Genomic DNA, 13040 nt, shown 5'->3' with positions numbered 1-13040 from the left:
GTCATGGACCACGAGATAGCGCTGTTCGCCGAAGTGCACGACATTTTGCTGGTGCAGGTGAGGGACCTTCTGGGCATGCAGGGAGAACGTTTCAATGCAGGCATGGCACAACTGGTCGAGGACCTGGCGGAGGACTTCCGCCTGGAGGAAGAGCTGATGACGGCGCTGGACTACCGTGGCCGCGACAGGCACGTTGCCGAGCACACGGAACTGCTGGGGAGCCTGCGCTCGCTGGCCCCGTCCGAGGCCCGCGCGGCGCTCACCTGGTTGCCGATCTGGTTCCAGCAGCACCTGGCGAATGAGGATACGGAGCTTGCCCATGCGCTGCAGGCCAAGGGCGGCAGACGGCACCCCGAGGATGCCGCGCGCCCAGTCAGCGGCGCGCTTGAGGAAGCCGTTCGATAAGCTCGAACACCGCCATCCCACCCAGCATTGCCGCTGTAAAGATGGCAGGCTTGATGCCTGCGGAGAGCAGGGAGGCGAGGGCAGGACCGGGGCAGAAGCCGGCCAGGCCCCAGCCGGCGCCGAACACGATCGCCCCGAGTATCAGCCTGCGGTCGATGCGCCGTGCCGTGGGAAGATGCATCTCTTCGCCGAGCAGGGATTGTTCGCGCTGGCGGGCAAGGCGGAAGCCGATGAAGCCCGCCGCAATCGCCCCCAGCATGACAAAGGCGAGGGATGGATCCCATCGCCCGCCAATATCGAGGAAGCCGATCACCTTTGCCGGGTCGGTCATGCCCGAAACGATCAAGCCCACGCCGAACAGCAGGCCGGATAGAAGTGCCATGAGTATTTGCATTCGGCGTCTCCTCACATCATGTGCCGCAAGACGTACACGGTGCCGAAGCCGGACAGCATGAATGCCGCGGTAGCTGCCATGGACCGCGGAGAAAGCCGCGCGATGCCGCATACGCCATGGCCGCTCGTGCATCCCGACCCGTAGCGGCTGCCGAAGCCCACCAGCAGCCCGGCAGCAATCAGCGTTCCTCCATCCGCATCGATGCGAACAGGCGGAAGTGCGCCTGCGAGACCGTAAGCAAGCGGCGCGGCAACCAGGCCAGCGAGGAAGGCGATGCGCCAGGCCATGCCGCCGCGGGCAGGACGCAGCAGGCCGCCCACGATGCCGCTGATTCCTGCCACCCGTCCGTTGAACAGCACGAACACCGCAGCGCCAAGCCCGATCAGAAGCCCGCCGATCAGCGACTTCCAGGGAGTGAACGCCGCCCAGTCGATGATCATTGGGCGCCTCCTTCCGGTTGGCAGTAGAGACCATAGAGCACGTTCATGACCGCCAGCGCTTCCTTGCTCGCCATCGAGTAGTAGATCTGCTTGCCTTCGCGGCGGGTGTTGACCAGCTGCTCTTCGCGCAGCACGCCGAGCTGCTGGGAGAGGGTGGGCTGCTGGATCCGAAGCAGGGTTTCCAGCTCGCTGACGCAGTACTCGCCCTGGGTGAGCTGGCATAGCAGCATCAGCCGGTCAGGGTTGCCCAGTACTTTCAGCAGCCCACAGGCCTTCAGCGCAGAGGCTTGCATTGCCTCCAAATCAAGTTGTTCGGCCATGACATTGTCGGGGTAATAATCTATTCACAGATAATATATGAAAAAGAAGAATGAGTGTTGCCAATCCGCCTCACCTAAACATGTTTCCGCATGGTATCTTTTGTTGATGGAGGTCACCGTTGAGTGGCCCGGACAAAAAACTGACGAGGATAGAGTGAAGCTGAAACATAAGATGGCCCTGTGCATGGGCTCGGTATTTTTCCTGTTCACCGTTGCCCTGGGCATGGCCATCACCGGCATGCGGAACGCCACGGCAAAGTTCGACACTTTCATCCAGCAGGACCAGGCTTTCCTGGGCGAGACCAGCACGCTGTATGCGCAAGGGCTGCAGATGGGGCAGGCGCTCCGCAATGTGATCCTCGCGCCAGCCAATGCCCAGGGCTACAAGAATCTGGCGGATGCGCGCAAAGCCTTCCGCGAGGCCCTGCCGAAAGCGCAGGCGCTCGCCCAGGCGAATACCAAGGAGGCTGAGGCCCTGGCAAAGATCCAGTCGCAGCACGCCGAGCAGGCTGAGTTGCAGGAGAAGATCGTGGCGCTGGCCAAGCAGGACCAGGCCGCCGCCATCGAACTGCTGAACGCGAAGGAAACGCCGCTGTGGCGCCAGATCCGCGGCGCGCTGCTTGGCCTGATCAAGGAAAAGAACGCCGAGGTGGACAAGAGCAAGGTGGAGCTGGCGGCGACCTCCCAGCGCATGCTCGTGCTCAGCCTGGCCTTCGGCGCCGGCGCCCTGATCATCGGCGCGGGCGTGGCCTTCTGGCTCACCCGCAATGTAACGCGCCAGCTTGGCGGCGAACCGGATTACGCGGCTTCCATCGCTGGCTCCATCGCAGCGGGCGACCTCACGGCGCAGATCGAGGTGGACGACGAATCGAATACGGACAGCCTGATGTTCGCCATGCGCCGCATGCAGGACAGCCTGGCGAAGCTGGTGCAGCAGGTGCGCGACGGCACCGATGCCATCACCACCGCGTCGGTCGAAATCGCGACCGGCAATCTCGATCTCTCTTCCCGCACCGAGGAGCAGGCCAGCTCGCTGCAGGAAACCGCTGCGTCGATGGAGGAGCTCACCTCCACCGTGGAACAGAACACCGAAAGCGTCCGCCACGCCAACGAACTGGCCGAGAAGGCATCGGAGGTGGCGATGCGCGGCGGCGAGGTGGTGCGCGAAGTGGTGGGTACCATGGGTTCCATCAACGATTCGGCGAAGCGTATCGTGGACATCATCTCCGTCATCGACGGCATCGCCTTCCAGACCAATATCCTGGCGCTGAATGCGGCCGTGGAAGCGGCCCGCGCGGGCGAACAGGGACGCGGTTTTGCCGTGGTGGCCTCCGAGGTGCGCAACCTCGCGCAGCGCAGCGCGGCGGCAGCGAAGGAGATCAAGTCCCTGATCGGCGATTCGGTGGACAAGGTCGACGCGGGCAGCAAGCTTGTCGACACCGCGGGCGCCACGATGAGCGAAGTGGTGGCCAGCGTGAAGCGCGTCACGGACATCATGGCCGAAATCACCAACGCAGGCCAGGAGCAGAGCGCAGGCATCGCCCAGGTGAACCAGGCAATCGCGCAGATGGACCATGTGACGCAGCAGAACGCGGCCCTGGTCGAGGAAGCGGCAGCCGCCGCCGACTCCATGCAGCATCAGGCGCAGCAGCTGCTTGCTGTCGTTGGCACCTTCAAGCTGGCGGGCGGCGCCCACCGCGGCCCAAGGCTGGCCGCCTCCGAACCTGCGTCGCGCCTGCAGCCCGCTCCGGGCAAGGTTCTTTCCCTGGTGCGCTGAGCGCTTCCGCCGGGGCGCCTGTGGCGCCTTCGGCGCAGTGCTACAATCTCGCGATTTGCAAACCGGCGAATCGCGATCCATGCTTCTTCCTCCCCAGTTCTCTGCGCTGCTGCTGTGCGCCGCCCTCGCGGCCTTGTCCGGTTGCGGTACGCTGCGCACCATGGGCAAGCTGGAAGAGGGCGCGGGCGCCGAAGCGGCGCGCCTGTGGGACCGCTGGATCGAGAAGGATGGCGATATCGCCGCCGTTACGAGCTGGGAGCGCAAGGTCGAACCTGGCGTCACGGTCAAGGAAGTGGAAGAGGCCCTGGCCAGCGTGGCGGCGGAGGATAACGTCAAGGATGTTGGCGTGCTGCCGCTTTCGAGCGAACTCGAAGCGCGCACCGGCAAGCCGCAGCGCTTCCTGAAAGTCTATTCCTATTGCGACCCCGAGACCGCGAGGCTCATGGTCGATTTCAGTCCGCACATGGCAGCCTTCCTGCCTTGCCGCATCGTCCTGCTCGAAAAGGAGGACGGACTGTGGCTCTATACCGTCAACATGGACATGCTGATCCACATGGGCCGCAAGCTGCCGCCCGAGCTGCGCACCGCCGCCCTGCAGATGCGGTCCACCATTGCCAAGATGCTCGACCGGGGCGCACGCGGCGAATTCTGATTCCTTTTTTGCTTGACAGCGCCCGTACTTGGTCTGCAATATCCGCATATAACTAAACACTCATACTCACGGAAGGCGCAGATGGGATTCTGGCGAAGGGCACTGGTTCTCATGTTCGCACTCTCGGGCCTGGCCCAGGCGGCGCCGCCGCTGGTGCTCCAGCCGGTCCAGGTGTCGAAGCACGTGTGGTTCTTCCAGGGCAGCGCCGGCATGGCGAGCCAGGGCAACAAAGGCTTCATGTCCAACGCGGGCTTCGTGGTGACGGGGGACGGCGTGGTGGTGTTCGACGCGCTGGCCACGCCTGCACTGGGCGAGGCCATGGCCGCCGCCATTCGCAGAATCACTCCCAAGCCTATCCGGCGCGTCATCGTGAGCCACTATCACGCCGACCATTTTTACGGGCTGCAGGCGCTCAAGGCGCAGGGCGCAGAGATCTGGGCGCACGAGAAAGGGCGCGCGACACTGGAGTCGGACGACACGAAGCGCCGCCTGGAGCAGCGCATGGAAGCCCTCGCTCCCTGGGTCAATAAAGATACGAAGCTGATCGCTGCGGACCGCTGGCTTGCCCTGCCGCCCGGCGGCGAGGAGCGTTTCGAAATGGGCGGCGTGCATTTCCGGGTGATCGACGCCAGCGGCGCCCATTCGCCGGAAGACCTCATGCTCTATGTGGAAGAAGGCCGCGTGCTCTTCGCGGGAGACCTTTTCTTCACCGGGCGCATTCCGTTCGTGGGCAATGCGGACAGCGCCAGTTGGCTGAACACCCTGGACCGGATGCTGGCCACGAACCCGGGCGTCGTGATTCCCGGCCACGGCGCCCGCTCGCTGGCGCCGAAAGACGATATGATGCTCACGCGCGAGTACCTGCGTTTCCTGCGCAAGACGATGGGCGATGCGGTAGCCAATATGACGACCTTCGACGAGGCCTACCGCGCCACCGATTGGGGACGCTTCAAGGACTACCCGGCCTTCGAGCAGGCCAACCGCATCAACGCCTATGAAACCTATCTGCGCATGGAACAGGAAAGCCTGTCCGCGCACTAGACCGCGAGGGAGAACGACATGACATTCATCCGCACCATGCTGCTGGCATTGCTGGCCTTTGCATCCTTCGGCGCGGCCGCCCAGCAGCGCGAGGAGAAGGTGGTCTACCACGTCACCGATTCCAGCCTCGCGACGACGGCCTTGAACAATATCCGCAACCACCTGAAGGCCAGCCCGAAGGTGAAGATCGTGGTGGTGGCGAACGGCGCTGGCATCGACTTCATGCTCGATGGCGCGAAGAACAGCAACGGCAATCCCTACGACGCGGCCATCGAGGAACTCTCGATGCATCACAAGGTTGAATTCCGTGTATGCGCCAACACGCTGGAGGCGCGCCACATCGACAAGAACAAGGTTATTCCGGAGGCGAAGATCGTGCCCTCCGGCGTGGCCGAAGCTGCAAGGCTCCAGCTGCAGGAAGGCTATGCCTACCTGAAGCCCTGAGCAGCACACCAATAACATCAAACACAGGCAAACGACAGCATGGATTCGACCAACAGCATGGACATGGACCCGCTCTTCGAGGAGGTCTCGCATTATTTCGCACTGCTGTCGCAGCCCACGCGCCTGAAGATCCTTTACGCCGTGTGCAACGGCGAGCGTTCGGTCAACGACATCGTGGCGCAGGTGGAATCCACCCAGGCCAACGTCTCGCGCCAGATCAACATGCTGTACCGCGCCAAGATTCTCGCCCGACGCAAGGAAGGCGCGCAGGTGTACTACCGCATCGCGGACCATGGCACCATCGAATTGTGCCGCTCCGTCTGCGGCCGTTTCGCCACCGAGATGGGGCATGAGGTGCCTGGCGTGACCGTCGCCGCCTGACCTTGTCGCGCACGGGAGACAAGAAAAATATGATTCTCTCTGGACAGATATGCGTCTATAGTTATATAGTCAAATAATAAGCATTATTGGCGGAGAAGGCGGATGAGAGACAACAGCAAATCGGGACGCATCGTCAAGGCGCCCGAGAACTTCGTGGCGCCGGAGCTGGCGCACGAAATCACCAAGGAAGGCCTGAGCGCCGAGCGGCGCGGCTTCCTGCGCAGGAGCTTCATGGCGGCCGGCGCTGCGCTGGCAGCGGGAGCGGCAGGGCGCGCAGCGGCGCAGGCGGCGGGGGAGGGCGATCCCGCCATCCTGACCTTGCCGCAGCATTCGCGCACCCTGGGCCAGCCCGTGGCGGCCAATCCCTACGGCGTGCCGTCCAAATACGAAACCAATCTGCTGCGCCGCGAGTCGCCGGGCCTGACCCGCGTGTCGCAGGCTTCGGTGGCCTTCACGCCGCTGCAAGGCCTGTTCGGCATCATCACCCCCAGCGGCCTGCATTTCGAGCGCCATCACCAGGGCTGGCACGACATCGATCCCGCGCAGCACCGCCTCATGATCAATGGCCTGGTGAAGAATCCCAAGGTCTACACGATGGATGACCTGATGCGCCTTCCGTCGGTGTCGCGCATGCACTTCATCGAGTGCGGCGCGAATACCGCCATGGAATGGGGCAATGTGGCCGTGCCCACCGTGCAGTATTCGCACGGCATGCTGAGCTGCAGCGAATTCACCGGCGTGCCCCTGTCCGTGCTGCTGGAGGACTGCGGCTACGACAAGAAGAATGGCAAGTTCATTCTGGCGGAAGGCGCGGACGGCTCCTCGATGACGCGCACCATCGATATCTCGCGCGCGCTGGACGACGTGATCGTCGCCTGGGGCATGAACGGCGAAATGCTGCGTCCCGAGAACGGCTATCCGCTGCGCCTTGTGGTGCCGGGCGTGCAGGGCGTGTCCTGGGTGAAGTGGCTGCGCCGCATCGAAGTGGGCGACCAGCCCTGGGCCACCAAGGACGAGGCAATCCACTACATCGACGGCATGCCGGATGGAACCTACCGCCAGTACACCTCCATCCAGGAATGCAAGTCCGTGATCACCACGCCGTCCGGCGGCCAGCAGCTGCTGGACAAGGGCTTCTACAACATCACCGGCCTCGCATGGTCGGGCCGCGGCAAGGTAAAGCGCGTGGACGTGTCGGTGGACGGTGGCCGCAACTGGCGCACCGCGCGCCTGGAAGGCCCTGTGCTGGGCAAATGCCTCACCCGCTTCAATATCGACTGGGTGTGGGACGGCGCCCCCTGCGTGCTGCAGTCGCGCGCCATCGACGAAACGGGCTACGTGCAGCCGAAGATCAATGAACTGCGTGCCGTGCGCGGCACGCGCTCCATCTATCACAACAACGCCATCCAGTCCTGGAAAGTGGCGGAATCGGGCGAGGTGTCGAATGTCCAGGTTTACTAAGCTCCTGTTCGCGCTGGCGTTCGTGGCAGGCGCCGCCCAGGCGCAGACCCTGGTCAATGTGGGCCGTCCCGCCACCGCCAGGGAAATCGCTGCGTGGGATATCGACGTGCGTCCGGATTTCAAGGGCCTGCCGAAAGGCTCGGGCACCGTGTCTGCGGGCATGGCCGTGTGGGAGGGCAAGTGCGCTTCCTGCCACGGCACCTTCGGCGAATCGAACGAGGTGTTCACCCCCATCATCGGCGGCACCACGGCTGAAGACATCAAGACCGGCCGTGTGGCGGCGCTGGCGAACAACCGCCAGCCGCAGCGTACTACCATGATGAAGGTGGCCACCGTATCCACGCTGTGGGACTATGTGAACCGCGCCATGCCATGGACCGCGCCCAAGTCGCTCAGTACCGACGAAGTGTATTCCGTGGTGGCCTATATCCTGAACATGGCCGAAGTGGTGCCGGACGACTTCACCCTGTCGGACAAGAACATCGCCGAGGTGCAGAAGCGCATGCCGAACCGTAACGGCATGACGAATGCGCACGGCATGTGGGACGTGAAGGGCAAGCCGGATGTGAAGAGCGTGGCCTGCATGAAGGACTGCCCGCCGACCGACCTGCGTTCCACGCTGCCGGATGTGTCGCGCAACGCGCACGGCAATGTGGCGGAGCAGAACCGCGGCTTCGGCGCGGTGCGCGGCGTGGATACCACGAAGCCCGCCGCCACTGCCCCGCTGGCGGGCCGTGGCGTCGCCGCTGCGGCCCCGGTGGCCCGCCCCGCGGCAGCTCCTGCAGCAGCACCGGCCAAGAACAACGCGCTGGCCCTGGCCCAGCAGAATGCTTGCCTTGGCTGCCACGGCCTGAAGGACAAGGTCGTGGGCCCCGGCTTCGCGCAGATCGCCGCCAAGTACAAGGGCGACGCGAAGGCAGGCGCCGCCCTGGCGGCCAAGATCAAGGCTGGCGGTTCCGGCGTCTGGGGCCCTGTGCCCATGCCGCCGCAGGCACAATTGAAGGATGCGGACCTGCAGGCGCTGGCAGGCTGGATACTGAATGGCGCCAAATGAATTCTAGTGAGGAGATGCAAATGAATCAGAATCGACGCGAGCTGTTGCGCATTGCAACGGTGATGGGCCTGGCGATCAGCGCGGGCATTCTCAAGCCGGGCATGGCGCTGGCGGCCGACTGGAACGCCAGCGGCTTCGACGCCAAGTCACTGGACGATGCGCTCAAGGCCATCGGCGCCAGCGGCGCAGCCGTGAGCGCGGATATCGCCGTGACCGGCCCGGACATCGCGGAGAACGGCGCCGTGGTGCCCGTGACCGTCACCAGCAATGTGCCGAAGACCGAATACATGGCCATCCTGGTCGAGAAGAACCCCAACCCGCTGTCGGCCGCCTTCACCATCCCGGAAGGGACGGAAGCGGTGATCGGCACACGCGTGAAAATGGGCGGCACCTCGAACGTGCACGCGCTGGTCAAGGCCGACGGCAAGTGGCTGATCGCCAGCAAGGAGATCAAGGTCACCCTGGGCGGCTGCGGCGGCTGATGCCGGTGCTGTCCCTTCGTTCAACCATATCAATCGAGGAATAAACATGGGTAACCCGATGCGCATTCGCGCCAGCGCCAACGGCGACGTCGTTGAAGTGAAAGTCCTGATGCGCCACGACATGGAAACCGGCCAGCGCAAGGACGCTTCCGGCAAGGCCATTCCGGCGCACTTCATCCAGAAGCTGGTCGCCAAGTGCAACGACAAGGTGGTGCTCGACAGCCTGATGGGCACTTCGGTATCGAAAGACCCCTTCCTGTCCTTCAAGTTCAAGGGCGGCAAGAAGGGAGACAAGATCACCGTAAGCTGGAACGACAACCAGGGCGACAGCCGCAGCGACGAGGCGGTGGTGTCCTGATTCGCACCGGCCGTGCCACAAGCATGGCCGCCATGGCGGCGCAGACCGCAGGTCCATATCGAGGAGACAAGATGAGACACATAAGCAAAGTGCTGGTTGGCGCGGCGGGTTTCGCCGCGGCGGCCCTGGCCCTGGCCGGTGGCCAGAGCGACGAGATCGCGAAATACCGCCAGCTGCTGGCAGACGGCAATCCCGCGGAACTGTGGGAGATGCGCGGCGAGGAACTCTGGAAGCAGAAGGCCGGTCCGAACAATGTCTCGCTCGAACAGTGCGACCTGGGCAAGGGTCCCGGCGTGCTGAAGGGCGCCTACGCGGAGCTGCCTCGCTACTTCAAGGATACGAAGAAGGTCATGGACCTGGAACAGCGCCTCATGCATTGCCGCATGACGCTGCAGGGCCTGACGGCGGAACAGGCCTCGGCCCAGCCCTTCAGCGCCACCGGCAAGGCTTCCGACATCGAACCGATGGTTGCCTACATCACCTCCCAGTCGCGCGGCATCAAGATGAATGTGGCCATGTCGCACCCGGAAGAGAAGCGCGCCTACGAAATCGGCAAGAAGCTGTTCTACTACCGCGGCGGCTCCCACGATTTCGCCTGCGCCAGCTGCCACAGCGCGGACAAGCAGCGCATCCGCATGCAGGATCTGCCCAACCTGACCGTGAAGGCTGACGCGCAGGCCGCCTATGCCACCTGGCCCGCCTACCGCGTGTCGCAGGGCGAGGTGCGCACCATGCAGCACCGCCTGAACGACTGCTTCCGCCAGCAGCGCTTCCCCGAGCCCGTGTATGCCTCCGAGGCCATTACGGCCGTGACCATGTTCCTGGCGCGTAACGCCAATGGCGGCGTCTATCAGGGCCCCGCGCTCAAACGCTAAGGAGACACAGACGATGAAACAGCTGAAGACCATCATGGCAATCGCCGTCCTCCTGTGCGGAGGCTCGGCAGCGGCAGCGGACAAGTATGCGCAGGAAGCGGCCGCGCTGCTCAAAGCCGATTTCAAATCCAAGGGACCCGCCACGCTGGAAAGGGTGACGGAGCAGGACGAGGCCCAGAAAGCCTGCAGTTCCGCCACGCCCCTGCCAGCGAAAAAGGCCAAGGCGCTGGAAGAAGCCCAGCTCAAGACGGTGAAGTATCCGGCCGACGGCAGCTATCTGGGCGACTGGAAGGCAGGCGAGAAGATCGCCCAGAGCGGCCGTGGCATGCAGTCCTCGGACAAGGTGGGCGACCCGAACGGCGGCAACTGCTACGCATGCCACCAGGTGAGCAAGGAAGAGATCTCCTTCGGGAACATCGGCCCCTCGCTGTACCAGTACGGCAAGCTGCGCGGCGACAGCGAAGCGATCCTGAAGTACACCTGGGCCAAGCTGTATAACGCGCAGGCCTTCAATGCCTGCTCGCGCATGCCGCGCTTCGGCCACAACGGCGTGCTGACCGAGCAGCAGATGAAGGACGTGATGGCGCTCCTGCTCGATCCCCAGTCCCCAGTCAACAAGTAAGGTAGGAACGCCATGGGTTTGAACCGCCGTGAATTCATGCAGGTCATGGGCATTGCCGCCGCCGGCGGCATGATGCTCGACGCGCCCGAGGTGCTGGCAGCGCCTTCGGCCGACAAGCTTTACGACCTGCCGCGCTTTGGCAACGTGCACTTCCTGCACTTCACCGACTGCCACGCGCAGCTCAAGCCCGTGTACTTTCGCGAGCCGAGCGTGAACCTCGGCGTGGGCGATGCGGTGGGGCGCATGCCCCACCTCGTCGGCGAGCACCTGCTGAAGGCCGCTGGCATGCGGCCGGGTACGCGCGAGGCGCACGCCTTCACCTGCCTGAACTTCGAAAAGGCGGCGGCCACCTACGGCAAGGTGGGTGGTTTCGCGCATCTCTCCACGCTGGTCAAGCGCATGAAGGCCAGCCGCCCCGGCGCAGTGCTGCTGGACGGCGGCGACACTTGGCAGGGCTCCGCCACCGCGCTCTGGACCAAGGGCCAGGACATGGTGGACGCCTGCCTCGCCCTTGGCGTGGACGTGATGACGGCGCACTGGGAAATGACCCTGGGCGATGCGCGCGTGAAGGAGATCGTGGAGAAGGACTTCAAGGGCAAGGTCGATTTCGTCGCGCAGAACATCAGGAGCGCGGACTTTGGCGACCAGGTATTCCCGCCCTATGTGATCAAGGAAATGAATGGCGTGCCGGTGGCAGTGATCGGCCAGGCTTTCCCCTACACGCCCATTGCGAACCCGCGCCACTTCGTCCCCGAATGGACCTTCGGCATCCAGGACGAGAATATGCAGAAGATGGTGGACGAGGCGCGCGGCAAGGGCGCCAAGGTCGTCGTCGTGCTCTCGCATAACGGCATGGACGTGGACCTGAAGATGGCCTCGCGCGTGCGCGGCATCGACGCCATCCTCGGCGGCCACACGCACGACGGCGTGCCGCAGCCCGTGATCGTGTCCAACGCGGGCGGCAAGACGCTGGTGACGAACGCCGGATCGAACGGCAAGTTCCTCGGGGTGCTGGACTTCGATGTGCGCGGCGGGAAGGTATCGGACTTCCGCTACAAGCTGCTGCCCGTATTCTCGCGCTTCCTCCCCGCGGACAAGGAGATGGAGGCGCTCATCACCCGCATCCGCGCGCCCTATGAAGCGAAACTGGGCGAGCAGCTGGCCGTCACCGAAGGCACCCTCTACCGCCGCGGCAATTTCAATGGCACCTTCGACCAGCTGATCGTGGATGCGCTCATGGAAGCGAAGGGCGCGGACATCGCCTTCTCGCCAGGCTTCCGCTGGGGCACCTCGCTGCTGCCGGACAGCCCGATCCTCATGGAGCAGCTGATGGACCAGACGGCGACCACCTATTCCTACACCACGCTCACGGAAATGAGCGGCGCCACCATCAAGACGGTGCTGGAGGACGTGGCGGACAACCTGTTCAATCCCGACCCCTACTACCAGCAGGGCGGGGACATGGTGCGCGTGGGCGGCATGAGCTACGCCATCGAGCCCGGCGCGAAGATGGGCTCGCGCATCCAGGACATGCGCCTGAACGGCAAGCCGATCGACGCGGACCGCAAGTACAAGGTGGCAGGCTGGGCGCCGGTGGCCGAAGGCGCCAGCGGCGAGCCCGTATGGGACGTGGTGGCAGGCTGGCTGCGCAGCCACAAGACCGTGAGCGCGCGCAAGCTCAACACGCCGCGCCTGATCGGCGTGCAGGGCAATCCGGGCATGCTGGCATGACGATCCGCCGCCAGCTGAAGCGCGCACTCGGCCTGGCCGCGCTGCTGGCCGCCTGCGCCGCGCACGCTGCATCGGCTGTGCCCATGCTGTCCGGCTGGCAGGCCGACTGCAGGCAGGCGGGCGAGCAGGGCAAACCGGTGGTGCTGTTCTTCACACTGCCGGGATGCCGCTTCTGCGAGCAGCTGCGGCAGAGCTATATGCCCGGGCTGCTGCAGCGGGGCGAGATTGTGCGCGAAGTGGTGATCGACAGCGTGCAGCCCGTAACCGGCTTCGCCGGGGCCGCCACGCACCGCGCCGTGGCGCGCAAGGCGGGCGTGAAGGTCGCGCCCGTCGTCATCCTGGCGGACCCCTGCGGCCGCCCCCTGGCCGATCCCATCGTCGGCGGCGACGTCGCCGGCCTCTACGGCGGCTACCTCGACAATGCCTTCGAAGAAGCCCAGCACAAGCTGGCCGCCCGCCCCGCAGGCGAGCGCAGCTGCAGCTGCCGCAGCGCAGCTTAACGCTCGTATTGCAACGGGTGTTGAACACCCGCATCCACTTAGCTGGATGAGTCCATTCCGTTAGGGTGCGCTCCGCTTGCACGTCTTTATCGATGCACTTACT

Annotated in this window: 17 protein-coding genes; 14 read left to right on the top strand and 3 right to left on the bottom strand. The window is 64.4% G+C overall.

What is annotated here, in order from left to right:
* Positions 1-3: 3 nt before the first annotated feature.
* Positions 4-405 carry a hemerythrin domain-containing protein gene (locus tag LSQ66_RS10035; RefSeq protein ID WP_231769635.1) on the top strand — a complete coding sequence of 134 codons (402 nt, stop codon included), beginning with the start codon at positions 4-6 and terminating at the stop codon, positions 403-405.
* On the opposite strand, the gene LSQ66_RS10030 is transcribed toward LSQ66_RS10035, so the two are convergent.
* Genes LSQ66_RS10030 through LSQ66_RS10020 form a run of 3 tightly spaced genes read right to left on the bottom strand, consistent with a single transcriptional unit; the run spans position 374 to position 1532 of the window.
* The gene (locus tag LSQ66_RS10030) at positions 374-799 is read right to left on the bottom strand and encodes a YeeE/YedE family protein (RefSeq protein ID WP_231769634.1); all 426 of its coding nucleotides are present in this window, start codon (positions 797-799) and stop codon (positions 374-376) included. The two genes, LSQ66_RS10035 and LSQ66_RS10030, sit on opposite strands and share 32 nt — an antisense overlap.
* A gap of 11 nt (positions 800-810) precedes the next feature.
* Entirely contained in the window at positions 811-1239 is a 429-nt protein-coding gene (locus LSQ66_RS10025) for a YeeE/YedE family protein (RefSeq protein WP_231769633.1), read from the bottom strand.
* Entirely contained in the window at positions 1236-1532 is a 297-nt protein-coding gene (locus tag LSQ66_RS10020) for an ArsR/SmtB family transcription factor (protein ID WP_231769632.1), read from the bottom strand. Before LSQ66_RS10020 ends, LSQ66_RS10025 begins: the two co-directional genes overlap by 4 nt.
* Before the next feature lie 181 nt (positions 1533-1713).
* Here LSQ66_RS10020 and LSQ66_RS24715 point away from each other — a divergent pair, with 181 nt between their 5' ends.
* From LSQ66_RS24715 to LSQ66_RS09955, 13 genes are all read left to right on the top strand, one after another.
* Positions 1714-3336 (top strand): methyl-accepting chemotaxis protein, encoded by a 1623-nt coding sequence (locus LSQ66_RS24715; RefSeq protein WP_269449167.1) that lies wholly within the window; start codon positions 1714-1716, stop codon positions 3334-3336.
* A 79-nt stretch (positions 3337-3415) separates the two neighbouring features.
* A complete protein-coding gene (locus LSQ66_RS10010) occupies positions 3416-3988 on the top strand; it encodes a DUF302 domain-containing protein (RefSeq protein WP_231769631.1) in 573 nt (190 codons plus the stop codon).
* 111 nt (positions 3989-4099) lie between these two features.
* Positions 4100-5029: an MBL fold metallo-hydrolase gene (locus tag LSQ66_RS10005; protein WP_231769630.1), complete on the top strand. Its 930-nt coding sequence runs from the start codon at positions 4100-4102 to the stop codon at positions 5027-5029.
* Positions 5030-5047: 18 nt separating this feature from the next.
* On the top strand, positions 5048-5473 hold the full coding sequence (locus LSQ66_RS10000) for a DsrE family protein (RefSeq protein ID WP_231769629.1): 426 nt from the start codon (positions 5048-5050) through the stop codon (positions 5471-5473).
* Between the two features lie 39 nt (positions 5474-5512).
* Positions 5513-5854: an ArsR/SmtB family transcription factor gene (locus LSQ66_RS09995; protein WP_231769628.1), complete on the top strand. Its 342-nt coding sequence runs from the start codon at positions 5513-5515 to the stop codon at positions 5852-5854.
* A gap of 102 nt (positions 5855-5956) precedes the next feature.
* A complete protein-coding gene (gene soxC, locus LSQ66_RS09990; protein WP_231769627.1) occupies positions 5957-7315 on the top strand; it encodes a sulfite dehydrogenase in 1359 nt (452 codons plus the stop codon).
* Complete coding sequence (locus LSQ66_RS09985) at positions 7299-8369, top strand: c-type cytochrome (protein ID WP_231769626.1); 1071 nt, start codon at positions 7299-7301, stop codon at positions 8367-8369. The genes soxC and LSQ66_RS09985 overlap by 17 nt, the downstream gene beginning before the upstream one ends.
* Positions 8370-8389: 20 nt before the next feature.
* Positions 8390-8851, top strand: a complete 462-nt coding sequence (gene soxY, locus LSQ66_RS09980) for a thiosulfate oxidation carrier protein SoxY (protein ID WP_231769625.1) — start codon at positions 8390-8392, stop codon at positions 8849-8851.
* Between the two features lie 46 nt (positions 8852-8897).
* The gene (soxZ, locus tag LSQ66_RS09975) at positions 8898-9209 is read left to right on the top strand and encodes a thiosulfate oxidation carrier complex protein SoxZ (protein ID WP_231769624.1); all 312 of its coding nucleotides are present in this window, start codon (positions 8898-8900) and stop codon (positions 9207-9209) included.
* Between the two features lie 71 nt (positions 9210-9280).
* Positions 9281-10084, top strand: coding sequence for a sulfur oxidation c-type cytochrome SoxA (soxA, locus tag LSQ66_RS09970; RefSeq protein WP_231769623.1), 804 nt, complete (start codon positions 9281-9283; stop codon positions 10082-10084).
* A 13-nt stretch (positions 10085-10097) separates the two neighbouring features.
* A complete protein-coding gene (gene soxX, locus LSQ66_RS09965) occupies positions 10098-10706 on the top strand; it encodes a sulfur oxidation c-type cytochrome SoxX (RefSeq protein WP_231769622.1) in 609 nt (202 codons plus the stop codon).
* 18 nt (positions 10707-10724) lie between these two features.
* The gene (gene soxB / locus LSQ66_RS09960; protein ID WP_231770087.1) at positions 10725-12437 is read left to right on the top strand and encodes a thiosulfohydrolase SoxB; all 1713 of its coding nucleotides are present in this window, start codon (positions 10725-10727) and stop codon (positions 12435-12437) included.
* Complete coding sequence (locus LSQ66_RS09955; protein ID WP_231769621.1) at positions 12434-12937, top strand: thioredoxin fold domain-containing protein; 504 nt, start codon at positions 12434-12436, stop codon at positions 12935-12937. The genes soxB and LSQ66_RS09955 overlap by 4 nt, the downstream gene beginning before the upstream one ends.
* Positions 12938-13040: the final 103 nt, after the last annotated feature.

Origin of the sequence: Massilia endophytica, assembly GCF_021165955.1 — a bacterium.
Lineage (GTDB): Bacteria > Pseudomonadota > Gammaproteobacteria > Burkholderiales > Burkholderiaceae_D > Rugamonas > Rugamonas endophytica.
The sequence above is the reverse complement of the archived record's forward strand: the minus strand, read 5'-3'. Positions and strand labels throughout refer to the sequence as shown.